This window comes from Chromobacterium sp. CCUG 76385, from assembly GCF_059916625.1.
The window spans coordinates 15683-40244 of record NZ_JAUCGU010000034.1 but is presented as its reverse complement, the minus strand read 5'-3'; the positions used below and the strand labels follow the sequence as shown (position 1 = coordinate 40244).

General features: G+C 60.1%; 25 protein-coding genes and 1 tRNA gene. 20 read left to right on the top strand and 6 right to left on the bottom strand.

Going from position 1 to position 24562, the window contains the following annotated elements; translation table 11 throughout:
• Positions 1-390: 390 nt before the first annotated feature.
• From QUG01_RS17230 to groL, 3 genes are all read left to right on the top strand, one after another.
• Positions 391-1494: an MraY family glycosyltransferase gene (locus tag QUG01_RS17230; protein WP_500831167.1), complete on the top strand. Its 1104-nt coding sequence runs from the start codon at positions 391-393 to the stop codon at positions 1492-1494.
• Between the two features lie 152 nt (positions 1495-1646).
• Positions 1647-1934, top strand: a complete 288-nt coding sequence (groES, locus tag QUG01_RS17225) for a co-chaperone GroES (RefSeq protein ID WP_043620205.1) — start codon at positions 1647-1649, stop codon at positions 1932-1934.
• A gap of 48 nt (positions 1935-1982) precedes the next feature.
• Complete coding sequence (gene groL, locus QUG01_RS17220) at positions 1983-3626, top strand: chaperonin GroEL (RefSeq protein ID WP_103318441.1); 1644 nt, start codon at positions 1983-1985, stop codon at positions 3624-3626.
• A 100-nt stretch (positions 3627-3726) separates the two neighbouring features.
• Here the strand turns inward: groL and rfbC are convergent, their stop codons facing one another.
• From rfbC to rfbB, 4 genes are read right to left on the bottom strand one after another with little or no spacing between them, the layout of a single operon-like run.
• Positions 3727-4269: a dTDP-4-dehydrorhamnose 3,5-epimerase gene (gene rfbC, locus QUG01_RS17215; RefSeq protein WP_500831166.1), complete on the bottom strand. Its 543-nt coding sequence runs from the start codon at positions 4267-4269 to the stop codon at positions 3727-3729.
• A 51-nt stretch (positions 4270-4320) separates the two neighbouring features.
• Positions 4321-5208: a glucose-1-phosphate thymidylyltransferase RfbA gene (gene rfbA / locus QUG01_RS17210; RefSeq protein WP_500831165.1), complete on the bottom strand. Its 888-nt coding sequence runs from the start codon at positions 5206-5208 to the stop codon at positions 4321-4323.
• A gap of 12 nt (positions 5209-5220) precedes the next feature.
• Positions 5221-6132 (bottom strand): dTDP-4-dehydrorhamnose reductase, encoded by a 912-nt coding sequence (gene rfbD / locus QUG01_RS17205; protein ID WP_500831164.1) that lies wholly within the window; start codon positions 6130-6132, stop codon positions 5221-5223.
• Positions 6129-7196, bottom strand: coding sequence for a dTDP-glucose 4,6-dehydratase (gene rfbB, locus QUG01_RS17200; protein ID WP_500831163.1), 1068 nt, complete (start codon positions 7194-7196; stop codon positions 6129-6131). Before rfbB ends, rfbD begins: the two co-directional genes overlap by 4 nt.
• A gap of 309 nt (positions 7197-7505) precedes the next feature.
• Between rfbB and QUG01_RS17195 the strand changes: the two genes are divergently transcribed.
• From QUG01_RS17195 to QUG01_RS17170, 6 genes are all read left to right on the top strand, one after another.
• Positions 7506-8252, top strand: a complete 747-nt coding sequence (locus QUG01_RS17195; RefSeq protein WP_500831162.1) for a Nif3-like dinuclear metal center hexameric protein — start codon at positions 7506-7508, stop codon at positions 8250-8252.
• A gap of 114 nt (positions 8253-8366) precedes the next feature.
• Positions 8367-8951: a ubiquinol-cytochrome c reductase iron-sulfur subunit gene (gene petA / locus QUG01_RS17190; protein WP_500831161.1), complete on the top strand. Its 585-nt coding sequence runs from the start codon at positions 8367-8369 to the stop codon at positions 8949-8951.
• Between the two features lie 14 nt (positions 8952-8965).
• Positions 8966-10309, top strand: coding sequence for a cytochrome b (locus QUG01_RS17185; protein ID WP_500831160.1), 1344 nt, complete (start codon positions 8966-8968; stop codon positions 10307-10309).
• Positions 10310-10326: 17 nt separating this feature from the next.
• Positions 10327-11091: a cytochrome c1 gene (locus QUG01_RS17180; protein WP_500831159.1), complete on the top strand. Its 765-nt coding sequence runs from the start codon at positions 10327-10329 to the stop codon at positions 11089-11091.
• 155 nt (positions 11092-11246) lie between these two features.
• Positions 11247-11849, top strand: coding sequence for a glutathione S-transferase N-terminal domain-containing protein (locus QUG01_RS17175; protein WP_103318420.1), 603 nt, complete (start codon positions 11247-11249; stop codon positions 11847-11849).
• A gap of 9 nt (positions 11850-11858) precedes the next feature.
• Positions 11859-12287, top strand: a complete 429-nt coding sequence (locus tag QUG01_RS17170; protein ID WP_500831158.1) for a ClpXP protease specificity-enhancing factor — start codon at positions 11859-11861, stop codon at positions 12285-12287.
• Between the two features lie 113 nt (positions 12288-12400).
• Here QUG01_RS17170 and QUG01_RS17165 read toward each other — a convergent pair whose 3' ends face one another.
• Together QUG01_RS17165 and glnK are read right to left on the bottom strand one after the other, a co-directional pair.
• Complete coding sequence (locus tag QUG01_RS17165) at positions 12401-13711, bottom strand: ammonium transporter (protein WP_500831157.1); 1311 nt, start codon at positions 13709-13711, stop codon at positions 12401-12403.
• A 27-nt stretch (positions 13712-13738) separates the two neighbouring features.
• Positions 13739-14077, bottom strand: coding sequence for a P-II family nitrogen regulator (glnK, locus tag QUG01_RS17160; RefSeq protein ID WP_021478498.1), 339 nt, complete (start codon positions 14075-14077; stop codon positions 13739-13741).
• A gap of 319 nt (positions 14078-14396) precedes the next feature.
• Between glnK and QUG01_RS17155 the strand changes: the two genes are divergently transcribed.
• The 11 genes from QUG01_RS17155 to QUG01_RS17105 all read left to right on the top strand — a co-directional run bounded on the left by QUG01_RS17155 (position 14397) and on the right by QUG01_RS17105 (position 24559).
• Positions 14397-14684 (top strand): accessory factor UbiK family protein, encoded by a 288-nt coding sequence (locus tag QUG01_RS17155; protein WP_500831156.1) that lies wholly within the window; start codon positions 14397-14399, stop codon positions 14682-14684.
• A 133-nt stretch (positions 14685-14817) separates the two neighbouring features.
• Positions 14818-16320 (top strand): YifB family Mg chelatase-like AAA ATPase, encoded by a 1503-nt coding sequence (locus tag QUG01_RS17150; RefSeq protein WP_500831155.1) that lies wholly within the window; start codon positions 14818-14820, stop codon positions 16318-16320.
• Between the two features lie 166 nt (positions 16321-16486).
• The gene (locus QUG01_RS17145; RefSeq protein ID WP_500831154.1) at positions 16487-17140 is read left to right on the top strand and encodes an SPOR domain-containing protein; all 654 of its coding nucleotides are present in this window, start codon (positions 16487-16489) and stop codon (positions 17138-17140) included.
• Positions 17141-17168: 28 nt separating this feature from the next.
• Positions 17169-17780: a thiol:disulfide interchange protein DsbA/DsbL gene (locus QUG01_RS17140; RefSeq protein ID WP_500831153.1), complete on the top strand. Its 612-nt coding sequence runs from the start codon at positions 17169-17171 to the stop codon at positions 17778-17780.
• 184 nt (positions 17781-17964) lie between these two features.
• Positions 17965-18041 (top strand) — tRNA-Met (locus QUG01_RS17135).
• A 684-nt stretch (positions 18042-18725) separates the two neighbouring features.
• Entirely contained in the window at positions 18726-19667 is a 942-nt protein-coding gene (gene cyoA / locus QUG01_RS17130) for a ubiquinol oxidase subunit II (protein WP_103318412.1), read from the top strand.
• Between the two features lie 6 nt (positions 19668-19673).
• Entirely contained in the window at positions 19674-21716 is a 2043-nt protein-coding gene (gene cyoB, locus QUG01_RS17125; RefSeq protein ID WP_500831152.1) for a cytochrome o ubiquinol oxidase subunit I, read from the top strand.
• A gap of 15 nt (positions 21717-21731) precedes the next feature.
• Positions 21732-22343: a cytochrome o ubiquinol oxidase subunit III gene (gene cyoC, locus QUG01_RS17120; protein ID WP_043620263.1), complete on the top strand. Its 612-nt coding sequence runs from the start codon at positions 21732-21734 to the stop codon at positions 22341-22343.
• A complete protein-coding gene (cyoD, locus tag QUG01_RS17115; RefSeq protein WP_071108963.1) occupies positions 22343-22669 on the top strand; it encodes a cytochrome o ubiquinol oxidase subunit IV in 327 nt (108 codons plus the stop codon). The genes cyoC and cyoD overlap by 1 nt, the downstream gene beginning before the upstream one ends.
• A gap of 22 nt (positions 22670-22691) precedes the next feature.
• On the top strand, positions 22692-23603 hold the full coding sequence (cyoE, locus tag QUG01_RS17110; RefSeq protein ID WP_500831151.1) for a heme o synthase: 912 nt from the start codon (positions 22692-22694) through the stop codon (positions 23601-23603).
• A 179-nt stretch (positions 23604-23782) separates the two neighbouring features.
• Complete coding sequence (locus QUG01_RS17105) at positions 23783-24559, top strand: 4'-phosphopantetheinyl transferase family protein (protein ID WP_500831150.1); 777 nt, start codon at positions 23783-23785, stop codon at positions 24557-24559.
• Positions 24560-24562: the final 3 nt, after the last annotated feature.

The following is a 24562-nucleotide window of genomic DNA, read 5'->3' as shown; positions in this document are numbered from 1 at the left end:
TCGCGCCGACTCTTCGTTGTTCCGCGCTGGCAGAGAATAACTATGCGGCGCGCGAAACGCCTCGATTCGTCGCAAAAAGCATCCCGGCGCGACCGCTCACCAAACGTCAACAGCCCCTAGCAGCTTATGCAAGACTTTGATGACGCAGCGAGTCATGCATGCCGTTCGAGTGCGGAGATCCTGGGGCTGAGGGGAGCAGATCAACCTAGCTAAAGGAACTTTGCAAGCTGCACCTTATTTATGCAACAATGTTGTTTATAATAAGAGTTCAATATCGTTACATGAAAGCAGTGGCTTGAAAGGGCGTGGAGTCAATAATAAAAAGTTTAATTGCAATGTCATTAAAATGGTGCGAAATACCGATATCGTCAAATATTGAAGAGACGTTTAATGCTACAAATCCTACTGCTGTCTACATTCTTGTCCCTGCTTGTTGGTATGTGTTTGATCCATTTTTCCCACTTGCATGAGAGCTTTTCTGCTGACCATGATTTAGGTGGCGTGCAGAAGTTCCATGCTCGCCCGGTGCCCCGTATCGGCGGTGTGCCAATCGCTGTCGGGCTGGTGGCTGGCTGCGGGATGCTGACATGGTTGCTGAAGGATGCCTCGGTGTTGATGATGTTGGTTGTTACTCTGCCAGCTTTTGCTGCGGGAATACTTGAGGATGTTACGAAGAAGGTTGGGCCCCTGCCTCGCTTGTTGGCAACATTTGTGGCGGCTATCCTTGGTTATTTCACTCTCGGCGCAGGCTTGCAGCGTTTGGATGTTCCTTTGCTGGATGGCTTGCTATCGCAGTTCTGGGTGCTCTCTTTGCTTTTGACAGTCATTGCAGTTGGCGGTGTCGCGCATGCAGTCAATATTATTGACGGGTACAATGGTCTGTCTGGTGCGGTATCGATCTTCATCTTCCTTGCGATGGCATATGTGGCGTTCAAGGTGCAGGATGTGGCCTTGATGGGCGTTTGTTTCGCAATGGTTGGGGCGATTGCTGGATTCCTGTTCTGGAACTTCCCGCGTGGGCTTATTTTTGCGGGTGATGGTGGAGCCTACCTAGTAGGTTTCATGATTGCAGAAGTGTCGGTGTTGTTGGTTGCTCGATATCCCCAAATTTCAGCTTGGTTTCCACTTTTGTGCGTCATTTATCCAGTATTCGAGACATTATTTTCTATTTATCGTCGTAAGTTCCTACAAGGGCGCAGGATCGGTTATCCTGATGCCCTGCATTTGCATCAATTAGTTTACATGCGGTTAGTTCGATGGATGGTTGGTAGTAAGGATGCTGATCATAAGACGATGCGCAATAGTTTAACCTCCCCTTATCTTTGGGCCCTATCCTCTGTCTCTGTAGTGCCTGCGATGTTATTTTGGAATAATACCAAGGCGTTGATGTGCTTTGTCGTCGTCTTCATGTTGACATACGTATATCTGTACCGAATGATCATTCGCTTCCGCACCCCGCGTTGGATGTTGCTGCGGAAGTCAGTACGCCACTGATCATCTGTAGAGAGCCTGCCCCGCAGGCTCTTGAAAATCTTCCCTCTCGTCCCTATTATTAGCACTCGTAACAGTCGAGTGCTAAGCTATCGGCTGACAACCAATACACCCTGATGTTCAACTCTCAACAGCCAATGTTACAGGAGAGATCCATGGCAATTCGTCCTTTGCACGACCGTGTTGTTATCAAGCGCCTCGAGGCTGAAGAAAAGACCGCTTCCGGCATCGTTCTGCCGGGTGCCGCGGCAGAGAAGCCGGACATGGGCGAGGTTCTGGCCGTCGGTAACGGCAAGATCCTGGAGAATGGCGAGCGCCGCCCGCTGGAGCTGAAGAAGGGCGACAAGGTCATCTTCGGCAAATATTCCGGCCAGACCGTCAAGGTAGACGGCGAAGAAGTCCTCGTGATGCGCGAGGAAGACATCATGGGCATCGTTGAGTAAGTCTCCGACCCATCCCGCACTTCAAACACAGAATTCTGGAGATTAAGAATGGCTGCTAAAGACGTAAAGTTTGGCGATTCCGCTCGCACCAAGATGGTAAACGGCGTCAACATCCTGGCTGATGCCGTCAAGGTTACTCTGGGCCCGAAGGGCCGCAACGTGGTGCTGGACCGCTCCTTCGGCGCGCCGACCATCACCAAGGACGGCGTATCCGTGGCTAAGGAAATCGAACTGAAAGACAAGTTCGAGAACATGGGCGCGCAGATGGTGAAGGAAGTGGCTTCCAAGACTTCCGACGTGGCCGGTGACGGCACCACCACCGCCACCGTGCTGGCGCAAGCCATCGTGCAGGAAGGCATGAAGTACGTTGCCGCCGGCATGAACCCGATGGATCTGAAGCGCGGCATCGACAAGGCTGTTATCTCCCTGGTGGGCGAGATCGCCAAGATCGCCAAGCCGTGCGCCACCACCAAGGAAATCGCTCAGGTAGGCTCCATTTCCGCCAACTCCGATTCTGACATCGGTGAAATCATCGCCAGCGCCATGGAAAAAGTGGGCAAGGAAGGCGTGATCACCGTTGAAGACGGCAAGAGCCTGAACAACGAGCTGGACGTAGTGGAAGGCATGCAGTTCGACCGCGGCTACCTGTCCCCGTACTTCATCAACAATCAGGACAAGCAGATCGCTGCGCTGGACAATCCCTTCATCCTGCTGTTCGACAAGAAGATCTCCAACATCCGCGACCTGCTGCCGGTGCTGGAGCAAGTGGCGAAGTCCGGCCGTCCGCTGTTGATCATCGCAGAAGACGTGGAAGGCGAAGCGCTGGCGACTCTGGTGGTGAACACCATCCGCGGCATCCTGAAGGTCGTTGCCGTCAAGGCTCCGGGCTTTGGCGACCGTCGCAAGGCCATGCTGCAAGACATCGCCGTGCTGACTGGCGGCACCGTGATCGCCGAAGAAGTGGGTCTGACCCTGGAAAAAGCTTCCCTGGACATGCTGGGCCAAGCCAAGCGCGTGGAAGTGGGCAAGGAAAACACCACCATCATCGATGGCGCCGGCGAAGCTGCAACCATCCAAGCTCGCGTGGGCGAAATCCGCAAGCAGATCGAAGAAGCGACTTCCGACTACGACCGCGAGAAGTTGCAAGAGCGCGTGGCCAAGCTGGCCGGCGGCGTTGCCGTGATCAAGGTTGGCGCGGCCACCGAAGTGGAAATGAAAGAGAAGAAGGCTCGCGTGGAAGACGCGCTGCACGCTACTCGCGCTGCGGTTGAAGAAGGCGTGGTAGCCGGCGGTGGCGTGGCCCTGCTGCGCGCCCGCGCTTCGCTGGATAGCCTGAAGACCGACAACGCCGAACAAGAAGCGGGCGTGAAGATCGTGCTGCGCGCCATCGAGGCTCCGCTGCGTCAGATCGTCAAGAACGCCGGTGACGAGCCGTCCGTTGTGGTGAACAAGGTGCTGGAAGGCAAGGGCAACTTCGGTTATAACGCCGCTACCGGCGAATACGGCGACATGCTGGAAATGGGCGTGCTGGACCCGGCCAAGGTAACCCGCTCCGCTCTGCAGCACGCGGCTTCCGTAGCCGGCCTGATGCTGACCACTGACTGCATGATCGCTGAACTGCCGGAAGACAAGCCGGCTGCTGGCGGCATGCCGGACATGGGCGGCATGGGTGGCATGGGCGGCATGATGTAATCAGCTGCTGATGAGCCGGCAGTCCTAGCGCTGCTGGCATCATTAGGAAAACGGCCTGGATAGCGTTGCTGTCCAGGCCGTTTTGTTTTATCAAACGATTTTAGGCGCCAAGCGACGTAAACAGTGGAGCTTCCTGATCTTTGGGTGACAGTGACGGTGGCTGTTGCAGCGGCCAGTCTATCGCCAGCGTTGGGTCGTTCCAGGCGATGGTGCGTTCAAGGTCTTTGAACCAGTAGTCGGTGGTTTTGTATAGGAATTCCGTATCATCGCTCAGGGTCAGGAAACCATGGGCGAAGCCAGCCGGAATCCACATCTGGCGCTTGTTGTCAGCAGAAAGCTCGGCAGCTACCCAGTGGCCGAAGGTGGGGGATTGCGGCCGGATATCGACGGCCACGTCAAACACGGCGCCGACTACCACGCGCACCAGCTTTCCTTGGGCGTGCGGATCGAGCTGGTAATGCAAGCCGCGCAGCACGCCCTTGGCTGAGCGGCTGTGGTTGTCTTGCACGAACTCCACGGAATAGCCGACGGCCTCTTCAAATTTCTTTTGATTGAAGCTCTCAAAAAAAAAGCCGCGCTCATCGCCATAAATAGTAGGCTCGATGATTTTTACGTCAGAGATCGCAGTGTTTATGATGTTCATTCATTGCAGCCTTGTCGCTGGCGCTTTGTTACCGGCAGCAACATAGAGAAGTTAGTAGATGGTGTGTTCCAGCATGGCGGAAAGGTAGCGGCCGTAACCGGTTTTCTGCAGTGGTTGAGCCAACTTTTTGACTCGCTCGCCGTCAATCCAGCCGCTGCGGAAGGCGATTTCTTCCGGGCAAGCCACTTTGAGCCCTTGGCGGCTTTCAATGGTCGCGATGAACTGGCTGGCTTCAAGCATCGATTCATGGGTGCCGGTATCGAGCCAGGCATAGCCGCGGCCCATGGTTTGCACATCGAGTGAACCTTGCTGCAGATAGACGTTGTTAACGTCGGTGATTTCTAGCTCGCCGCGGGCGGAGGGGCGTATGGTCTTGGCGATGTCGACCACTTGTTCATCGTAGAAATACAGGCCGGTTACCGCATAGTGCGATTTGGGCTGTTTGGGTTTTTCTTCGATAGACAGGGCTTTGCCGCTGGCGTCGAACTCTACGACGCCATAACGCTCGGGATCGTTGACCCGGTAGGCGAAAACGCTGGCGCCGCTGGCCTTGGCGTTCGCTTCTTGCAGCAGATTGGCAAAATCGTTCCCGTAGAAAATATTGTCCCCCAGTACTAAGGCAGATGGTGAGCCGTCCAGGAAGTCTTCGCCGATCAAAAAGGCTTGCGCCAGGCCATCCGGACTCGGTTGCACTGCGTATTGCAGGTGGATGCCCCATTGGCTGCCGTCGCCGAGCAGCTGTTCGAAGCGGGGGGTATCTTGTGGCGTCGAGATGATCAGGATTTCGCGAATGCCAGCCAGCATCAGCGTGGACAAGGGATAATAGATCATCGGCTTGTCGTAGATCGGCAGCAGCTGTTTACTGACGGCGATGGTTGCCGGGTAGAGACGGGTGCCGGAGCCTCCGGCGAGTATGATGCCTTTGCGAGCCTTGCTCATCTTGGAGTCCTTTTAATTCTGTTGTGTCTGTCGATGTTGCCGCAGGGAGGCGAGCGCCGTGTCGACACCGTGTTGCCACGCAGGCAAGGTAATGCCGAAGTCGCGTTGCAGCTTGTTGCAATTTAGGCGCGAGTTAGCTGGGCGCTTGGCCGGCAGTGGGTAGGCTTCCGTCGGGATGCCATGAACGGTATTGGGTGTTAGGCTAAGCGGAAAACCTAGTTTGCCGGCTTGACCGATCAGATATTGGGCATAGCCATGCCAACTGGTTTCGCCGGCTGCCGCTAGGTGATAAGTGCCGAAGGGGCTGCGCTCACCATCGGCAAGGTAGCGTTGGATCATCTGCGCGGTAGTGTCGGCGATCAGGGCGGCCGAGGTCGGCGCGCCGATCTGGTCTGCCACCACTTTCAACTCGGTGCGTTCGCCAGCCAAGCGCAGCATGGTCTTGAGGAAGTTGGCGCCGTGCGCGCCGAATACCCAGCTGGTGCGCAGAATCAGGTGGCGCTCTGTCGCCTCCCGCACCGCCTGTTCGCCTTGCCATTTGCTGAGGCCATATACTGATTGCGGATCGGCGGGGTCGTCTTCGCGCCAAGGCGCTGTGCCGCTGCCGTTGAATACGTAGTCGGTGGAGTAATGCACCAGCAAGGCGCCATATTGCTCAGCCCATCGCGCGAGAATGCCCGGCGCAACGGCATTGATGGCATGGGAGAGTTCAGGTTCGGACTCGGCCTTGTCGACGGCGGTATAGGCAGCCGGGTTGACGATGATGTCGGGGCGCAGTGTATCCAGAAGCGTCGGGATGGCGTCGGCCTTCGCCAGGTCCATCCCTTCGCGGTCCAATGCGACCAGCTCGCCCAGCGGCGCCAGCGCGCGTTGCAACTCGTGGCCGACTTGGCCGTTCTTGCCAGTGATCAAGATACGCGTCATGCGGGTTGGCCATAGTGTTGGTCGACCCAGTCGCGATAATGGCCGCTGGCGACGTTGTCCACCCATTTTTGGTTGGCCAGATACCATTCAACAGTCTTGCGGATGCCGCTGTCGAAAGTCTCGGCCGGTTTCCAGCCCAGTTCGCGTTCCAGTTTGCGCGCATCGATGGCGTAGCGCCGGTCATGGCCGGGGCGGTCCTGTACAAAAGTGATCTGCGAGGCGTAACTCGCGCCATCGGCGCGCGGCTTGAGTTCATCGAGAATGGCGCAGATCGTTTTTACCACTTCCAAATTGGCTTTTTCATTCCAGCCGCCAACGTTATACGTTTCCCCCAGGCGTCCGGCTTCCAGCACGCGGCGGATGGCGCTGCAGTGGTCTTTGACATATAGCCAGTCGCGCACCTGCTGGCCGTCGCCGTAAATCGGCAACGGCTTGCCGGCCAGCGCGTTGAGAATGACCAGCGGGATCAGCTTTTCCGGGAAATGGTAGGGGCCGTAATTATTGCTGCAGTTGGTGGTCAGCACCGGCAGGCCATAAGTGTGGTGCCAGGCGCGCACCAAGTGGTCCGACGCCGCCTTGGACGCGGAGTAGGGACTGTTCGGCTCATATCGGTTGGTTTCGGCGAACGGCGGATCTTCCGGCGACAGCGTGCCGTACACTTCGTCGGTGGATACGTGCAGGAAGCGGAAGGTCTGCTTGCGCTCCGAATCCAGGCCGCTCCAGTAAGCGCGCACGCTTTCCAGCAGCTTGAAGGTGCCGACGATATTGGTTTGGATGAAATCTGCCGGGCCGTGGATTGAGCGGTCGACATGGCTTTCCGCCGCGAAGTTGATCACGGCGCGCGGCTGGTGTTGCGCCAGCAGTCTTTCGACAAGCTCATGGTCGCCGATGCTGCCGTGGACGAATGCATGGCGGGCATCGTGTTGAATGGATTGCAAGGTTTCCAGATTGCCGGCGTAGGTCAAGGCATCGAGATTCACGACTGTCTCGTCATGGGCTGCCAGCCAGTCGAGAACGAAATTGCCGCCGATAAAGCCGGCGCCGCCGGTAACGAGAATAGTCATGCAATACACCTAATCTTTAAAGGTTATTCATTTGAAGCTGCTTCGTATTGCTGCTCTGGCCGACGTGACATCATTGTCGGCGAACGCTAGCTGGGCAGAAGCGCATTCTGTCTAGACTTGAAATCGAGTAAACAAAAATCTTGCAGCTGCATGATATCGGAGACAGGAGGTGCTAAGGCACGCCTGAATTGCGAGTACCATCTGATCTTGATGATTTTACCGGTTTTCTAGATGCTTCGGCAAAGCTTGCACGTTGTGGGTGAGTGCTGACAAATCTATTACGATCACCAATGCTGAGGAATGAATTTAATGCGATTGAACGATGTGGTATCGACCCTGGATGCGCTGCTGGAACCCTGGCGCTACAAGGACTACGCCCCCAATGGCCTGCAAGTGGAAGGTCGGGCCGAGGTCGGCAAGATTGTAAGCGGGGTGACTGCCTCGCAGGCCTTGATAGACGCTGCCATCGAGCGCCAAGCCGATGCCATCCTGGTGCATCACGGCTATTTCTGGAAGGGCGAGGACGCCAGCATCAGCGGCATGAAACGGCAGCGTATCCGCAGCTTGCTGCAGCATGACATCAGCCTGCTTGCCTATCACCTGCCGCTGGATGGCCATGCGGAGTGGGGCAACAACGCCAGCCTGGGCCGCATGCTAGGATTCGAGCCGCAAGGGCAGGCCGGCGAACAAGGCTTGTTGTGGCATGGCCAGTGGTCGGAAGGCGGCGATGCGACTCGGCTAAACCAGCACGTATCGTCTATTCTGGGCAGAAGCGCCCTATTGCTGGGACGGACGGACAAGCCGGTGCGGCGGGTCGCCTGGTGCACCGGCGGCGCGCAGGGTTTTTTCGCCGACGCGATCGCGCTGGGCGTGGATGCTTTCATCACCGGCGAGGCATCGGAACAGAATTATCACATGGCGATGGAAAGCGATGTCGCATTCATCGCCGCAGGCCATCATGCAACAGAGCGCTATGGCATTCAATCGCTCGGTGAGCATTTAATGAAATCAACAGGCATAAAAGTGGAATTTATTGATATAAACAACCCTGTTTGAGATGCTTTGGCGCGTAAATGACAATTTATTTGCATGGATGCTTCAAGTCCCTACTAGTAATCGGGTAAAATCTGGCAGTTTAGGGCTCGATTTCCACGATTGAGGATGACTGTAATGAGTGAACAGCAAGTCGATACGGGGCGCCGTCGTTTTCTGACGGTCGCTTCCAGCGCTGTTGGAGGGGTTGCGGTGGTTGGCGCGGCCACGCCGTTCTTTATGAGCTTTTTCCCGTCGGAACGGGCGAAGGCAGCGGGGGCGCCGGTCGAAGTCGATATCGGCAAGATTGAACTGGGGCAGAAAATCAACGTTGAATGGCGCGGCAAGCCGGTATGGATTCTCAGCCGCACGCCGGAACAGTTGAAAAATCTGCCGAAGAACGACCCCAAGCTGGTGGACCCGGCGTCGGACGTCGAACAGCAGCCCGCTTATTGCAAGAACGAGCACCGCTCGATCAAACCGCAGTATCTGGTGGCGGTCGGCATCTGCACCCACTTGGGCTGTTCGCCGACTTTCCGGCCCGATCTGGCGCCCGCCGATCTGGGACCGGACTGGCTGGGCGGCTTCTACTGCCCTTGCCACGGCTCCAAGTTCGACCTGGCCGCCCGCGTGTTCAAGGGGGTGCCTGCGCCGAAGAATCTGGAGATTCCCCCGCACAAGTATCTGTCCGACACCCGTCTGCTGATCGGCGACGACAAATAAGCTGAGGGCGAAAAATGAGCAAAGCGCAAAAGCTGCTGAACTGGGTGGACGAACGTTTTCCGCTGACCGCCCTGTGGGAAAGCCAATGGGGCAAGTATGTCGCCCCCAAGAACTTCAACTTCTGGTACTTCTTCGGCTCGCTGGCCATGCTGGTGCTGGTGCTGCAGATCGTCACCGGCATCTTCCTGACCATGAACTACAAGCCGGACGGGACCCTGAACGCCGCCGGCGTGCCGGTGGCCTTCGCCTCGGTCGAATACATCATGCGCGACGTGGCGGGCGGCTGGATCATCCGCTACATGCACTCCACCGGCGCCTCGATGTTCTTCGTGGTGGTGTATCTGCACATGTTCCGCGGCCTGATCTACGGTTCGTACAAACAGCCGCGCGAGCTGGTGTGGGTATTCGGCACGCTGATCTTCCTGTGCCTGATGGCCGAGGCCTTCATGGGTTATCTGCTGCCGTGGGGGCAGATGTCGTTCTGGGGCGCCCAGGTGATCGTTAACCTGTTCGGCTCCATCCCGGTGATCGGCCCTGACTTGTCGGTGTGGATCCGCGGCGACTACGTGGTGTCCGACGCCACGCTGAACCGCTTCTTCGCCTTGCACGTGATTGCCGTGCCGCTGGTGCTGTTGGCGCTGGTGGTGGCTCACCTGATGGCGCTGCACGAAGTGGGCTCCAACAATCCGGACGGCGTGGAAATCAAGCAGCAGCCGAAGGACCCGGCAACCGGCCTCTACCTCGACGGCATCAACTCGCATCCGTACTACACCATCAAGGACATCCTCGGCGTGGTGGTGTTCATGATCGTGTTCTCGGCCATCGTGTTCTTCCTGCCGGAAATGGGCGGCTACTTCCTCGAGCATCCGAACTTCGATCAGGCGGATCCGCTGAAAACGCCGCCGCACATCGCGCCGGTCTGGTACTTCACGCCGTTCTACGCCATTCTGCGCGCCGTGCCGTCGTTTGCCGGCACCCAGGTGTGGGGCGTACTGGCCATGGGCGCCGCCGTGGTGCTGATCGCCTTCCTGCCGTGGCTGGATCGTTCGCCGATCAAGTCCATCCGTTACCGCGGTCCCAAGTTCAAGATCGCGCTGACGCTGTTCATCGCCGCCTTCATCGGCCTGGGCATCTTGGGCGCGTTGCCGCCAGATGGCTTGCGCACGGCGTTGTCGCAGATTTTCTCGGTGGTCTACTTCGCCTTCTTCCTGGGCATGCCGTTCTACACCAAGAACGATGTTGGCAGCGTGCCGGTGCCGGAGCGGGTGACGGACACCAATGCCAAGCGCCAGATCCAGTTCCTGGTCATGGTGGCTCTGACCGTGTTCCTGGCCGCGCTGTTCGCCATGAACGTGTAAGCAAGGGGATAAGGAAAATGAAAAACAAGATGCGCAAGCTGATCGCCGCCATGGCGCTGCTGCTGCCGTTCTCCGCGCCGGCGCTGGCCAACGAGGGCGGTCCCAAGCTCGAGAAGGCGCCGATCGACATCCAGGACACGGAAAGCCTGCAGCGCGGCGCGCAGATATTCGTCAATTACTGCCTGTCCTGCCATTCGGCCAGCATGATGCGCTACAACCGGCTGGAAGATATCGGCCTGTCTGAAGAGCAGATCAAGGCCAACCTGCTGCCGGAGGGCGCCAAGATCGGCGATCAGATGAATATCGCGATGGACAAGAAGGATGCCAAGGCTTGGTTCGGAGCCGTGCCGCCCGACTTGTCGCTGATTGCCCGCTCGCGGGGCGCGGATTATCTGTATGGCTATCTGCGCGGCTTCTATCGCGACCCGACGCGTCCCACCGGCTGGAACAATCTGGTATTCGACAAGGTCGGCATGCCGCATGTGTTCTGGGAGTGGCAGGGCGAGCAGGCGCTGAAGACCGAGAAGGATGCCGAGGGCCATGAGCAGCATTCCCTGCAGCTCGTTAAGGCAGGCAGCCTGACCAAGCTGGAAAACGGCAAGGCCAATACCGTCGAGTACGATCGCCGGATGGCCGACCTGACCAATTTCCTGGTCTACATGGGCGAACCGGCCGCGGTGAAGCGCCAGCAGATCGGCTACGTGGTGCTGATGTTCCTGGGCTTGTTGCTGTTCCCGCTGGTGTACCTGCTGAAGAAGGAATACTGGTGCGACGTGCACTGATTTCGCGCTGGGTGCGGTCTGGAAAAGGCGGAATGATTTCCGCCTTTTTTCTTTTTAAATCATGATGTTGTATTGAAGTGCTGGAAATGCGTGTCGTGAAGGTGCTAGAATGGCCTGCTACACCAATTCATTGTTAGTCAAGGATTTTCTCCGCCATGATGACCCTCTACTCCGGAATCACCTGCCCATTCAGTCAGCGCTGCCGTATCGTGCTCTTCGAGAAGGGGATGGATTTCGAAATTATCGATGTGGACATCCATAACAAGCCGGAAGACCTGGCCGTGATGAATCCGTACAACGAAGTGCCGGTGCTGGTGGAGCGCGACCTGATCCTGCACGAGTCCAACATCATCAACGAATACATCGACGAGCGCTTCCCGCATCCGCAGTTGATGCCGGCCGATCCGGTGATGCGTGCACGCGCCCGCCTGTTCCTGCATCGCTTTGAAAATGAGCTGTTTATCCACGTCAAGACGCTGGAAGCCGGCGCTACCGGCAAGGAAGCCACCAAGGCGCGCGAAGCGATCCGCGACGGCCTGACCACCATCGCCCCGATTTTCGCCAAGCAGAAGTTCATGCTCGGCGATGACTTCTCCATGATCGACGTGGCCATCGCGCCGCTGATGTGGCGTTTGGAGCACTACAATATCGATCTGGGCAAGAGCGCAGCGCCTATCCTGAAGTACGCCGAACGCATTTTCCAACGCCAGTCCTTCATCGATTCGCTGACGCCGTCCGAAAAGGCGATGCGCAAGTAAGGAAACGCGATGAGCTCCAGCACCAAGCCCTACATGATTCGCGCGCTGCACCAGTGGTGCTGCGACAACGGGCACACGCCCTATCTGGTGGTATGGGTCAATGACCACACCGATGTGCCGCGTGAATACGTGAAGAACAATGAGATCGTGCTCAATGTCGCCTACAGCGCCACCAAGAATCTGCAGATCGAAAACGACTGGATCTCGTTTTCGGCGCGGTTTGGCGGCATGTCTCGCGACATCTGGGTGCCGGTGGGGAATGTGATGTCCATCTTCGCCCGCGAAACGGGCGAAGGCATGGGCTTCGAGGTGGAGCCGATGCCGGAGGACGCGGCGCTGAAGCCGGCGCCGTCGGTCGATCAGCCGAAGAACGATGGTGACGACCCGGGGCCGAGCCGCCCGAGCGGCGGTCGTCCCAGCCTGCGCATCGTTAAATAATTCAGCATCGCAAACCGGCCTTCTGGCCGGTTTTTTTACCTATGCAGGGCGAAAAAAAACGGGGCCAGAGGCCCCGCCAAGTCCCTTACACAACAAACTTTGCTCTGCCGGCCTTATTCCACGCGCTCGCCGTGCAACACTACATCCAGTCCTTCGCGTTCCTCGTCTTCCGCCACGCGCAGGCCGATCGCCAGATTCACCAGCTTCAGCAGGATGAAGGTGACGATGCCGCAGTAGACGATGGTGACGCCCACCCCCAGCGCCTGGGTGGCCAGGCTGCCGTCGGCGCCGCCGATGTCCTTCACTGCAAAGATGCCGGTCAGCAGCGCGCCCAAAATGCCGCCGACGCCGTGCACGCCGAACGCGTCCAGGGAATCGTCGTAGCCCAGCATGTGCTTCAGACCGGTGGCGCCCCAGAAGCACACCACGCCGGCAGCCAGGCCGATGATCAGCGCACCCTTGACGTCGACGAAGCCCGCAGCCGGCGTGATGGCGACCAGGCCCGCGACGGCGCCGGAGGCGATGCCCAGCACCGACGGCTTCTTCTTGGTGGCCCATTCGGCGAACATCCAGGCCAGGGCGGCCATCGCGGTGGCGACCTGGGTGGTGACCATGGCCATGCCGGCACGGCCGTCGGCGGCGCCTGCGGAGCCGGCGTTGAAGCCGAACCAGCCCACCCACAGCATGGAGGCGCCCACCAGCGTCAGGATCAGGTTATGCGGCGCCATGGCTTCCTTGCCATAGCCGACGCGCTTGCCCAGCACCAGCGCCGTCACCAGGCCGGCCACGCCGGCGTTGATGTGCACCACGGTGCCGCCGGCGAAGTCCAGCACGCCCTTGTCGCCCATCCAGCCGCCCGGCGCCCATACCCAGTGCGCCACCGGTACGTAGACCAGCAGCGACCACAGCGCCATGAAGGCCAGCATGGCCGAGAATTTCATGCGTTCGGCGAAGGCGCCGGTGATCAGCGCCGGGGTGATGATGGCGAAAGTCATCTGGAAGGTCATGAACACCGATTCCGGAATGGTGCCGGCCAGCGGATGCACCGCCAGTTTGCCGGCATCCTTCATGTACACCATGCCGTCCAGCATGAAGCGAGACAGGTCGCCGATATACGGATTGCCGACGGTGAAGGCCAGGCTGTAGCCGACGACGGCCCACAGCACGGTCACCAGGGCGGTGATGGCGAAGCTTTGCATCAGCGTGGCCAGCACGTTTTTCTTGCGCACCATGCCGCCGTAAAACAGCGCCAGGCCGGGAATGGTCATGAACAGCACCAGGGCGGTGGAGGTCAGCATCCAGGCGGTATCGCCGGAGTTGATCACCTTCGCGGCCGCCACCGCGGGTCCGGCCGGCGCGTCGGCCAGGGCGGGCAGGGCAACGGTGGACAGGCCGGCAGCCATTGCAGCGAGTATCTTTTTCATTATGGTTTCCCCAGTTTCGCGGATGCGTCAGACGGCGTCGGCGCCGGTTTCGCCGGTGCGGATGCGGATCACCTGCTCCAGGTCGTAGACAAAGATCTTGCCGTCGCCGATCTTGCCGGTGCGGGCGGATTTCTCGATGGCTTCCACCACCTGGTCTAGCAGGGCGTCGTCGATGGCGATTTCCAGTTTCACCTTGGGCAGGAAATCGACGACGTATTCGGCGCCGCGGTACAGTTCGGTATGGCCTTTCTGGCGGCCGAAACCCTTGACCTCGGATACGGTCACGCCTTGCACGCCGATGGCGGACAGGGCTTCGCGGACTTCGTCAAGCTTGAACGGCTTGATTACTGCAGTGACGAGTTTCATGGCTGCTCCTTCTCGGGCGATTGATAGATCAGGTTCTGCTGACAACGCTAATGCAGGAATCGTGCCAGCCTTAGGCGTGGGCGCTTGCGGCCAGAATGCGTAGCGGCGGGGCCTTAAGCTCGCATTATGGCACTGTATTTGTGCGCTGCAGCGGACCTGCCTGCACCGTTATGGTGCAGCCCATAGCAAAAGGCGTCTGGCGGCTGTGCGCGCCTAGCCGCAAGGGACGTAGATGGGCCGAGCGGACAGGAAAGCGGGAGCGTCGCGGCGCTTTTTGCTACACTCCGCTTGATATCAAGCAACCGCAGGAGCCGCGAGCATGTTTAGCCAGAAACTGTTTGACGAAATCAGCGCCAAGATCAGCGAAACCATCGCCGCCAGCCCGGCCAAGGATTTGGAAAAAAACATCCGCGCCATGATGGCCTCCACTTTTTCCAAAATGGATCTGGTGACACGCGAGGAGTTCGATGTGCAGCAGGCCGTGTTGGCCCGCACCCGCGAGCAACTGGCGGCGCTGGAGTCCCGTCTCGGCCGCCTGGAGAGCCAGGTGTTTCCGGAGGAGTCCGCCGCCAAGGCCGAGGCGCAGTCGGAACTCGGCCACTCCTGAGACGGGCGGCATAGGCGCGGCTGTCATCCGCTGCGGCGATGGCCGGATTGGACGGCGGCTTGCCGGGAGGCTGCCGCATGCGCGCTTCAAACGCGGCGGATGGCCATATCCGCCGCCAAGGGGGAACCTGTACATGACGCTGGCCGTGTTGCATTGCAGGGCCTTGCAGGGCATGCAGGCGCCGGAGGTGGCGGTGGAAGTGCATCTGGCCAACGGTTTGCCTGCGTTCAACATCGTTGGTTTGCCGGAAGCGGAAGTGAAGGAAAGCCGGGAGCGCGTGCGCGCCGCCATCCAGACTTCCGGCTTCGAATTTCCGGCGCGCCGCATCACGGTCAATCTGGCGCCGGCCGACTTGCCCAAGGATTCCGGCCGCTTCGATCTGCCCATCGCCATCGGCATCCTGCAGGCGTCCGGGCAGGTCAAGTGCGACGACATCTCCCGCTACGAGTTTGCCGGCGAGCTGGCGCTGGGCGGCGAGTTGCGACCGGTGCGCGGCGCGCTGGCCATGGCCTGCCAATGTCACGCGGCAGGTCGCGCTTTCGTTTTGCCGGCGGACAGCGCGGCGGAAGCCGCCGTGGCCGAGGGCGCGCGGATTTACGGCGTCGCGTCGCTGTTGCAGGCCTGCGCTTTTCTGAATGGGCTGCAGCCTTTGGAGCCGGTTGTCGCTCCGGCCTTTGGCATGTTGCCGAACTATCCCGATCTGGCCGATGTCAAAGGCCAGTCCGTTGCGCGAGGCGCTTTGGAAATCGCCGCGGCCGGCGGGCACAGCCTGTTGCTGATGGGACCGCCCGGCACCGGCAAGTCCATGCTGGCGTCGCGCCTGCCGGGCCTGTTGCCGCCCTTGTCGGCGGAAGAGGCGCTGGAAAGCGCGGCGGTGCAGTCGCTGGCGTCGCAGGGTTTCCGCGCCGCCAGTTGGCGCGCCCGGCCATTTCGCGCGCCGCATCACACTGCTTCCGCTGTGGCGCTGGTTGGCGGGGGCAGCGACCCCAGGCCTGGCGAAATCAGCCTGGCGCATCACGGCGTGCTGTTTCTGGACGAGTTGCCGGAGTTCGACCGCAAGGTGCTGGAAGTGTTGCGCGAGCCATTGGAGAGCGGCGTCATCCATATTTCTCGGGCGGCGCGGCAGGCGAGTTTTCCGGCGCGCTTCCAGCTGGTGGCGGCGATGAATCCCTGTCCCTGCGGTTATCACGGCCATCCCTCCGGACGCTGCCGCTGCACGCCGGAGCAGGTTGCGCGATATCGCGCTAAAATTTCCGGGCCTTTGCTGGACCGCATCGATCTGCACGTGGAGGTGCCGACGCTGACCGCCGACGAGTTGTTGAGCGCGTCGGCCGGCGAGAGCAGCGAGTCGGTGCGGCAACGCGTGCTGCAGGCGCGCGAGCGGCAATGGCGCCGGCAGGGCGTGTTGAATGCGGCGCTGCAGGGCGAGCAATTGGAACAGCACTGCGGCGCGGATGCCGACGCGCTGGCGATTCTGGCCAAGGCCTTGCAGCAGCTCGGCTTGTCGGCGCGCGCTTATCATCGGATACTGCGAGTTTCGCGCAGCATCGCCGATTTGCAGGGCGCGGAGCGCATAAGCCGCAATCATGTTTTGCAAGCGATCCAGCTGCGGCGCCTGGCGCAGGCGGGCGCGTGAAGATATTTGATCAATCAACCGGATGGCATGATGGCAATCCGTTCGACAACAATAGCGGTAGTGGTGAATGGCTAATCGAGATCTGAAAAATTCCCCTCGTCCGTCGCGCGGGCGCGGCAATTCGTCTTCCTCTTCGCGCAGCGGCGGGGGCGGCATGATGGCGGGCATGATTATCGGCCTGATCATCGGCGTGGCGGTGGCTGTGGGGCTGGCGATGTATCTCAACCGCTCCCCGGCGCCGTTCCAGACCAAGAACCAGGCCAAGGCCGAAACTTCCCAGCCGCCGACCGAACTGCTGGCGCCGGGCACGCGCATCTCCGAGGCGGCGTCCGCCACGGCGTCCGCGCCGCCGCCGCATCCCGCGCAGTCCAGCGCGCAGGCCACGCTGGATTCGACCGAATCGGTCCCCTTGCCGCCGCCGGCCGCCGCCACGCATGAGAACAAGCCTAAGCCTGCCGCGCCGCCGGCCCAGGCCAAGCATGACGGCAATGACCAGCGCTTCGATTTCTACAAGATTCTGCCGGGCCAGGTGGATGCGGTGACCTCGGACGCCAAGACGGGGGAACCTTCGTCATCGGCGCCGGCCAAAAAGGTCTATCTGCAGCTCGGCGCTTTCCAGAATCAGGACGAGGCCGACAACTTGAAGGCCAAGCTGGCATTGCTGGGCGTGGAAGCCAAGATCCAGTCGGTCAGCGTGCCGGACAAGGGGATGGTGCATCGGGTGCGCGTCGGGCCGCTGAGCCGTCAGGACGAGGTGGACCGCCTGCGCGCGCAATTGAAGCAGAACGGCATCGCCGCCAGCGTGGTGAAAGCCGAGTAGTCGAACAATCCATACACGGGAAAACAAGATGAAGAAATGGTTGTTGTTGATGCTGCTGGCGGCCAGCGGCTTGGCCAATGCGGCGATCGAACTGGGGAAGGACTACACCATGCTGAGCACGCCTCAGCCGGTGGCGGATCCGAAGAAAGTCGAAGTGATCGAGTTCTTCTCCTATCACTGCATCCATTGCTACGACGATGATCCGGCGATGAACGCCTGGGCCAAGACGCAGCCGGCCGATGTGAGTTTCCGCAAGGAGCAGATCGTGTGGCAGAAGTCCATGGAAGGCTTTGCCCGCATGTTCGCCACCTTCAAGGCAACCGGCACGTTCGACAAGATGCACCGCCCGGCTTTCGATGCGCAGATCAAGCAGCGCATCAATCTGGCCGACCCAGCCGAGTTCACCAAGTGGATCAAGCAGCAAAAGGGCATCGATAGCGCCAAGCTGCTGCAGACCTACAACTCTTTCGGCATCAACGCCCAAGTGGCGCGCGCGGCCAAGATCACCCGCGACTACCAGATCCAGGGCACGCCGACGATCATCGTCAACGGCAAGTACGTGCTGGTGACCAGCACGCCGGAGCGCATGACCCAGGTGTTGAATGAGCTGATCGCCAAGGCGCGCGCCGAGAAGAAGTAATTCGGCCGACAAAGCCTCGCCGAAAGCGTGAGCCAAGGCGCACAGGGGCTTGCCAGCGGTAGTGCTCGACAGGGCGGCTTGTGCCGCCCTGTTGTTTTATTGAGCTCCGCCGCTGATTTTATACATTGAGATAAAAATGTCTTGACGCCAATCCGCAGTCGGATTATGATGCGTTCTCTCCTGACGCGGGGTGGAGCAGTCTGGTAGCTCGTCGGGCTCATAACCCGAAGGTCGTAGGTTCGAATCCTGCCCCCGCAACCAAATACGAAAAAGCCGAATCATTTTGATTCGGCTTTTTGCATTTCCCACGGCCCATGGTGCCAGCACGCGGCGCCAGTCCAGGCGCTGCTGCAGTGCGCTATATTCGGCAAAATAATTTTGTAACAGATTGCAACGCCGGGCATCGTCTGGTTCCGTCAAGGACGATGTCCTAAGCCATTGTCTGCGCTACAGATTTTGCCGGCGGCCGATATTGATAGTAATCAATCGAATTGCATATTTTGCCGGCTGCTGCCGTTGATCTGAGTCAATCCACTTGAAATATCAGGCAAAACTGTTTCTAATACGCCCGCTCGACGCGCGTCCTGCGACGATTTGCCGCAGCAGGGCCGGGTCGGACTCGATGTTTGTGTTTGCCGAATGCCTGTCTTCCCGCGCCGTATCCCGGCGTTCACCCGGACAGTGGGTTTTCAGCTGTCACCTCATCACGGGAAGCGCTTCTTGAGCGGCTTCCTCCGGCCCGCTTCCGCCGTGGAAACGGATGCGCGCCGGTGATTCGCGGAATCCGCGAGCCCTGAAAGTCTGTTGTTTCGCTTGGCGGCGTTGCCGATCCCCGAGAGGAGGGCGGAACCCGCCTGCTGGACATTTCGCTGGCGTTGGAGCATGGCTCGCAACGCCTGTTGCGCATCGGCGCGTTGAAGGATTTTTAACCCGTAAAGTCGTAAGATGAGAAACCATAGACCCTCCCGCCTGTTGTGGGGGCTTTCTCCGCTCGTCGCTCTGCTGCTCTCGGGATGTCAAGGCGGTATCCTTGACCCCAAGGGCCCGGTCGCTGCCGAGCAGAAGTCCCTGATCATCACGGCAACCGCGCTGATGCTGCTGGTCGTCATTCCGGTGATCGTGATGACCCTGGTTTTTGCCTGGAAATATCGCGCCAGCAATAAGGACGCCGCTTACGAGCCGAAGTGGTCGCACTCGACCAAGATCGAGCTGGTAGTCTGGCTGATCCCCTGCATCATCATCGCCTTCCTGGCGACGCTGACTTGGCACACCACCCATAAGCTGGACCCGTATCGTCCGCTGGACTCCGACCAGAAGCCGATCCAGGTGCAGGTGGTGGCGCTGAACTGGAAGTGGTTGTTCATCTATCCCGAGCAGCAAATCGCTACCGTCAATGAACTGGCGTTCCCGGCCAATGTGCCGGTGAGCTTCCGGATCACCTCAGACGCGGCGATGAACTCCTTCTTCATCCCGCAGCTGGGCGGCCAGATCTACGCCATGGCGGGCATGCAGACCCAACTGCACCTGTTGGCGAACGAGCCGGGCATCTACAAGGGCTTCTCCGCCAACTACAGCGGCGCGGGCTTTACCGGCATGAAGTTCAACGCGATCGCCACCAAGACGCCGGCCGAGTTCGACGCCTGGGTCGCCAAGGTCAAGGCTTCCGGCAAGGCGCTGGATCCCCAGGCCTACCTGCAGCTGCTGAAGCCGAGCGAGAACAATCCGGTGGCTTACTACTCGTCCAGCACGCCGTATCTGTTCGAAGCGGTGCAGCACAAGTACATGGCTGCGCGCCCCTCGCTGGCCGATAGCGACGACGCTATCAAGCTGGCCAGGATGACCAAAGAACTGTGCGCCGCGATCACCCCGCCGGTCGTCAAGGAGTAACGATTAATGTGGTTAGGTAAACTGACTCTGGACGCGATTCCGTACCATGAGCCCATCATCATGGGGGCGCTGGGCGGCGCCGGCCTGATCGGGCTGATGCTGTTCGCGCTCATCACCAAGTTCGGCAAGTGGGGCTATCTCTGGAATGAGTGGCTGACCTCGGTCGATCACAAGAAAATCGGCGTGATGTACATCATCGTCGCCATGATCATGCTGCTGCGCGGCTTTGCCGACGCGCTGATGATGCGTACCCAGTTGGCCGTCGCCACCGGCGGCAGCCACGGCATTTTCCCGCCGGAACACTACGATCAGATCTTCACCGCCCACGGCGTGATCATGATCATCTTCATGGCGATGCCGTTCATGACCGGCCTGATGAACATCGTGGTGCCGCTGCAAATCGGCGCGCGCGACGTGGCCTTCCCCTTCCTGAACTCGCTGAGCTTCTGGCTGCTGGTGTCCGCCGTGATCCTGGTCAACCTGTCGCTGGGCGTGGGCAACTTCGCCCGCACCGGCTGGGTGGCCTATCCGCCGCTGGCCGAGCTGGGCTTCAGTCCGGACGTGGGGGTGGATTACTACATCTGGGCCTTGCAGCTGTCAGGCTTGGGGACGACTCTGACGGCCATCAACTTCCTGGTGACCGTGATCAAGATGCGCGCTCCGGGCATGAAGCTGATGGAAATGCCGATCTTCACCTGGACCTGCACCTGGGCCAACGTGCTGATCGCCACCTCCTTCCCGATCCTGACCGGCGCCTTGGCCATGCTGACGCTGGACCGCTACCTGGACTTCCACTTCTTTACCGCGGAAGCGGGCGGCAACGCCATGATGTACCTGAACCTGTTCTGGGCCTGGGGTCACCCCGAGGTGTACATCCTGGTGCTGCCGGCGTTCGGCATCTTCTCCGAAGTGGTGTCCACCTTTGCCGGCAAGCGTCTGTTCGGCCACAAGTCCATGATCTACGCCAGCGGCGCGATCTCCATCCTGGGCTTCATGGTCTGGCTGCACCACTTCTTCACCATGGGCTCCGGCGCCAACGTGAACGCCTTCTTCGGCATCGCGACCATGATCATCTCGATCCCGACCGGCGTGAAGCTGTTCAACTGGCTGTTCACCATCTACAAGGGCCGCCTGCGCTTTGAAACCCCGATCCTGTGGACGCTGGGCTTCATGGTGACCTTCTCCATCGGCGGCATGACCGGCGTGCTGCTGGCGGTGCCGGGCGCGGACTTCGTGCTGCACAACAGCCTGTTCCTGATCGCCCACTTCCACAACACCATCATCGGCGGCGCCGTGTTCGGCTACCTGGCCGGCATGACCTTCTGGTTCCCCAAGGTGTTCGGCTTCAAGCTGGAGCCGAAGCTGGGCAAGGCATCGTTCTGGTTCTGGCAGATCGGCTTCTTCTTCGCCTTCATGCCGCTGTACGTGCTGGGTTTCATGGGCATGACCCGTCGCCTGAACTACACCACCAACCCGGCGTTTGAGCCGTGGCTGAACATCGCCCTGTTCGGCGCGCTGCTGATCGCTTGCGGCATCGGCTGCCAGCTGCTGCAGATCGTGGTCAGCGTCATCAAGCGCAAGGAGCTGAAGGACGAAACCGGCGACCCGTGGAACGGCCACACCCTGGAGTGGTCCACTTCCTCCCCGGCGCCGTTCTACAACTTCGCCAAGCTGCCGCAGGTGCATGACATCGACGCCTTCACCGACATGAAGGAAAAGGGCGTGGCCTACGTTGTGCCGAAGTCGTACGAGCCTATCCACATGCCGAAGAACACCTCGGTCGGCGTCTTCATCGGCGCTTTCGCCACCGTGTTCGGTTTCGCGATGATCTGGCACATCTGGTGGCTGGCCATCGTTGGCCTGGTGGGCATCTTCGGCAGCATGCTGGCCCGCGCTTACGACAACGACCTGGACTACTACGTGCAGCCGGACGAAGTGGAAGCCATCGAGCGCGCCCGCTTCGAACAGCTGGGCATCGATGTGGACAACTATACCGAGCGTGATCAGGCCAAGCCGAAAAAGGCTGCCCGTCCGACCACGACCGCGTAACAGGCTGGATCTGACATGACGACTTATGTAAACCAAGCGCATGGCGCGCATGAGGACCACGGCCACCACGACAGCAGCGAACAGACTGTCCTGGGCTTCTGGTTCTACCTGATGACCGACTGCATCCTGTTCGCGACGGCGTTCGCGGGCTATGCGGTGTTGTTCCGCAATGTGGCGGAAGGCGTGACCGGCAAGGAAATCTTCGATCTGCAATACGTGTTGGTGGAAACCGCGGCCCTGCTGCTGTCCTCCATCACCTACGGCTTTGCTATGATCGCCGGCCACAAGGGCAACAAGTCCGCCGTTCTCGGCTGGCTGGCGGTGACCTTCCTGTTCGGCGCGGCGTTTATCGGTCTGGAAATCAATGAATTCCATCACCTGATCGCCGAGGGCCACGGCCCGCAGAAGAGCGCCTTCCTGTCGGCCTTCTTCGGCCTGGTGGGCCTGCACGGCCTGCACGTGACCGCTGGCCTGATCTGGATGGGCGTGATGATGCTGGAAGTGGTGAAGACTGGCCTGACCAGCCGCGCCATGACCCGCCTGAACTGCCTGTCGCTGTTCTGGCACTTCCTCGACATCGTGTGGATCTGCGTGTTCACCGTCGTCTACCTGAAAGGAGCCATGTGATGAGCCACAGCCATTCGCATGACAACGCCAGCCATATCAGCGTAAAGGGCTATCTGGTCGGCTTCGTCCTGTCCGTGATTCTGACCGTCATCCCGTTCTGGATGGTGATGGGCGGCGCCTTCACCAAGCAGGCGACCCTGATCGGCATCTTCGCCCTGGCGGTGGTGCAGATCGTGGTGCAGCTGAAGTATTTCCTGCATCTGGACTTCAGCAAGGAAGGCAAGCTCAATACCTTCTCCTTCCTGTTCACCGGCATGGTGATCGTGCTGCTGGTCGGCCTGTCGATCTGGATCATCTACTCCGCCGACGCGCTGATGATGCGCTGAGGCGGGGTTGAGGAAAGCCGATTTGAAGCTCAAACGCTATCTCCAAGTCACCAAGCCGGGCATCATCTTCGGCAACCTGATCTCGGCCGTCGGCGGTTTTCTGCTGGCGGCGCAGGGGCCGGTTGACTGGTGGCTGCTGCTGGCCACGGTGAGCGGTCTGGTGCTGGTCGTGGCCTCCGGCTGCGCCATCAACAACTGCATCGACCAGGACATCGACGCCAAGATGACCCGCACCCAGAAACGGGTGCTGGTCACCGGCGCGATGAGCACCAAGGCGGCGCTGGCCCACGGCATCGTGCTGGGGCTGGCCGGTTTCGCCATTCTGTGGCGCTGGACCAATCCGCTGGCCTTCGGCTGCGTGCTGTTCGGCTTCGTGATCTATGTCGGCGTGTACAGCCTGTACATGAAGCGCAACTCGGTGTACGGCACCGTAGTGGGCAGCCTGTCCGGCGCGGTGCCGCCGGTGGCCGGCTACTGCGCCGTTACCGGCCGCTTCGACATGGGCGCGGCTATCCTGCTGTTGATGTTCAGCCTGTGGCAGATGCCGCACTCCTACGCGATCGCGATCTTCCGCTTCAAGGATTACGAGGCGGCGGGCATTCCGGTGCTGCCGGTGGTGCGCGGCATTTCCAGCGCCAAGCAGCAGATCGTGCTGTACATCCTGGCCTTCGCGGTGGCGACGGTGATGCTGGTGCTCGGCGGCTACGCCGGTTACGGCTATCTGGCGGTGGCCTGCGCCACCAGTCTGTGGTGGCTGAAGATGGCCTTGTCCGGCTACAAGCGGGAAACCGACGACCGGGCCTGGGCGCGTCAGGTGTTTTTCTTTTCCATCATCACCATCACCGCTTTGTCGGTGATGATGGCGGTGGATGGCAAGACGCCGGCCGATGGCCATCGGCCTATGCTGACTGCGGATGCCAGCGCGTACCGTTAAGTCTGGTTCGAGTCTGATCTTCGCAAACGGGGAGTCGCGCAAGCGGCTCCCCGTTTTGTCATGGCGACGAGGGGTGTGAAGCGCTGCCATCGCTGGCGATAGTGGTACGCTGGAGCGATGATGGGGACAAGGTTTCCGTAGGCAGCGGTCTTGTCGGATTTTGCAAGGATAAGGAGTCAATGGATATCGCGTTGACGGATCGGCATGATTTGAGCATCACGCAAAGTTTGCAGCGCGGGCTGCCGGATGCTCAGCATCAGTTGGCTGGTTGCTGGTTGGACACGCCGCATGAGTTGGCCGGGGGCGCGGGTTGCGGCATCTCCCTGGCCGCGTTGGATCGGGCGCTGGCGGAGCTGGATCTGGCGGAGATCCTGCCGGCCGCGCTGGCCCGCGCCGTGCGCAAGCGGCAGTTGTCCTTCCTGGGCGGGCGGCTGTGCGCGGAGCGGGCTTTGGCGGAATTGGGCTATCGAAATGGCGCGGTTGGCCGCGCGGAGTCGGGCGTGCCGCTGTGGCCTGATGGCTTGGTCGGCTCCATCACCCATCACGGCGAGGCGGCTTATGCGGTGGCGGCATTTTCCAGCGACTACGCGGCCTTGGGCATGGATAGCGAGCGGCTGGCCAGGCCGAGCGCGGCGCGGAGCATACGGTCGCTTTGCTGCACGCAGCGAGAAATACAGGCCTGGCTGGGACAGCGCGACGATACCGTGACGGAGACGCTGATTTTCTCGGCTAAAGAGGCCGGCTATAAAGCGATTCACCCCTTGTTGGGCCGTTTTGTCGATTTCGCCGAATTCGAGGTGCAGGCGCTGGACTGGCAAGCCGGCCGCTTGACGCTGGCGCCGACCGGGAAAAGCGGACTGCTGGGCCGCATGCGGCCTTTTCGCGTCCACTTCCGTTGCACTGGAGCTGAGGTGCACACCATTGTGGCGGAGCGCGGCAGCTTGTTTGTCGCGTAAGTC

Excerpts from the sequence above, each read along its gene's own strand:
- rfbD (WP_500831164.1), bottom strand. The coding sequence starts at position 6,132 with ATGACGCGTATCTTGATCACTGGCAAGAACGGCCAAGTCGGCCACGAG.
- QUG01_RS17230 (WP_500831167.1), top strand. The coding sequence starts at position 391 with ATGCTACAAATCCTACTGCTGTCTACATTCTTGTCCCTGCTTGTTGGT.
- QUG01_RS17105 (WP_500831150.1), top strand. The coding sequence starts at position 23,783 with ATGGATATCGCGTTGACGGATCGGCATGATTTGAGCATCACGCAAAGT.
- petA (WP_500831161.1), top strand. The coding sequence starts at position 8,367 with ATGAGTGAACAGCAAGTCGATACGGGGCGCCGTCGTTTTCTGACGGTC.
- glnK (WP_021478498.1), bottom strand. The coding sequence starts at position 14,077 with ATGAAACTCGTCACTGCAGTAATCAAGCCGTTCAAGCTTGACGAAGTC.
- QUG01_RS17180 (WP_500831159.1), top strand. The coding sequence starts at position 10,327 with ATGAAAAACAAGATGCGCAAGCTGATCGCCGCCATGGCGCTGCTGCTG.
- QUG01_RS17185 (WP_500831160.1), top strand. The coding sequence starts at position 8,966 with ATGAGCAAAGCGCAAAAGCTGCTGAACTGGGTGGACGAACGTTTTCCG.
- QUG01_RS17175 (WP_103318420.1), top strand. The coding sequence starts at position 11,247 with ATGATGACCCTCTACTCCGGAATCACCTGCCCATTCAGTCAGCGCTGC.
- rfbA (WP_500831165.1), bottom strand. The coding sequence starts at position 5,208 with ATGAGCAAGGCTCGCAAAGGCATCATACTCGCCGGAGGCTCCGGCACC.
- rfbB (WP_500831163.1), bottom strand. The coding sequence starts at position 7,196 with ATGACTATTCTCGTTACCGGCGGCGCCGGCTTTATCGGCGGCAATTTC.
- cyoB (WP_500831152.1), top strand. The coding sequence starts at position 19,674 with ATGTGGTTAGGTAAACTGACTCTGGACGCGATTCCGTACCATGAGCCC.
- cyoC (WP_043620263.1), top strand. The coding sequence starts at position 21,732 with ATGACGACTTATGTAAACCAAGCGCATGGCGCGCATGAGGACCACGGC.
- rfbC (WP_500831166.1), bottom strand. The coding sequence starts at position 4,269 with ATGAACATCATAAACACTGCGATCTCTGACGTAAAAATCATCGAGCCT.
- cyoD (WP_071108963.1), top strand. The coding sequence starts at position 22,343 with ATGAGCCACAGCCATTCGCATGACAACGCCAGCCATATCAGCGTAAAG.
- QUG01_RS17155 (WP_500831156.1), top strand. The coding sequence starts at position 14,397 with ATGTTTAGCCAGAAACTGTTTGACGAAATCAGCGCCAAGATCAGCGAA.
- QUG01_RS17140 (WP_500831153.1), top strand. The coding sequence starts at position 17,169 with ATGAAGAAATGGTTGTTGTTGATGCTGCTGGCGGCCAGCGGCTTGGCC.
- QUG01_RS17195 (WP_500831162.1), top strand. The coding sequence starts at position 7,506 with ATGCGATTGAACGATGTGGTATCGACCCTGGATGCGCTGCTGGAACCC.
- QUG01_RS17165 (WP_500831157.1), bottom strand. The coding sequence starts at position 13,711 with ATGAAAAAGATACTCGCTGCAATGGCTGCCGGCCTGTCCACCGTTGCC.
- groL (WP_103318441.1), top strand. The coding sequence starts at position 1,983 with ATGGCTGCTAAAGACGTAAAGTTTGGCGATTCCGCTCGCACCAAGATG.
- groES (WP_043620205.1), top strand. The coding sequence starts at position 1,647 with ATGGCAATTCGTCCTTTGCACGACCGTGTTGTTATCAAGCGCCTCGAG.
- QUG01_RS17145 (WP_500831154.1), top strand. The coding sequence starts at position 16,487 with ATGATTATCGGCCTGATCATCGGCGTGGCGGTGGCTGTGGGGCTGGCG.
- QUG01_RS17150 (WP_500831155.1), top strand. The coding sequence starts at position 14,818 with ATGACGCTGGCCGTGTTGCATTGCAGGGCCTTGCAGGGCATGCAGGCG.
- QUG01_RS17170 (WP_500831158.1), top strand. The coding sequence starts at position 11,859 with ATGAGCTCCAGCACCAAGCCCTACATGATTCGCGCGCTGCACCAGTGG.
- cyoA (WP_103318412.1), top strand. The coding sequence starts at position 18,726 with ATGAGAAACCATAGACCCTCCCGCCTGTTGTGGGGGCTTTCTCCGCTC.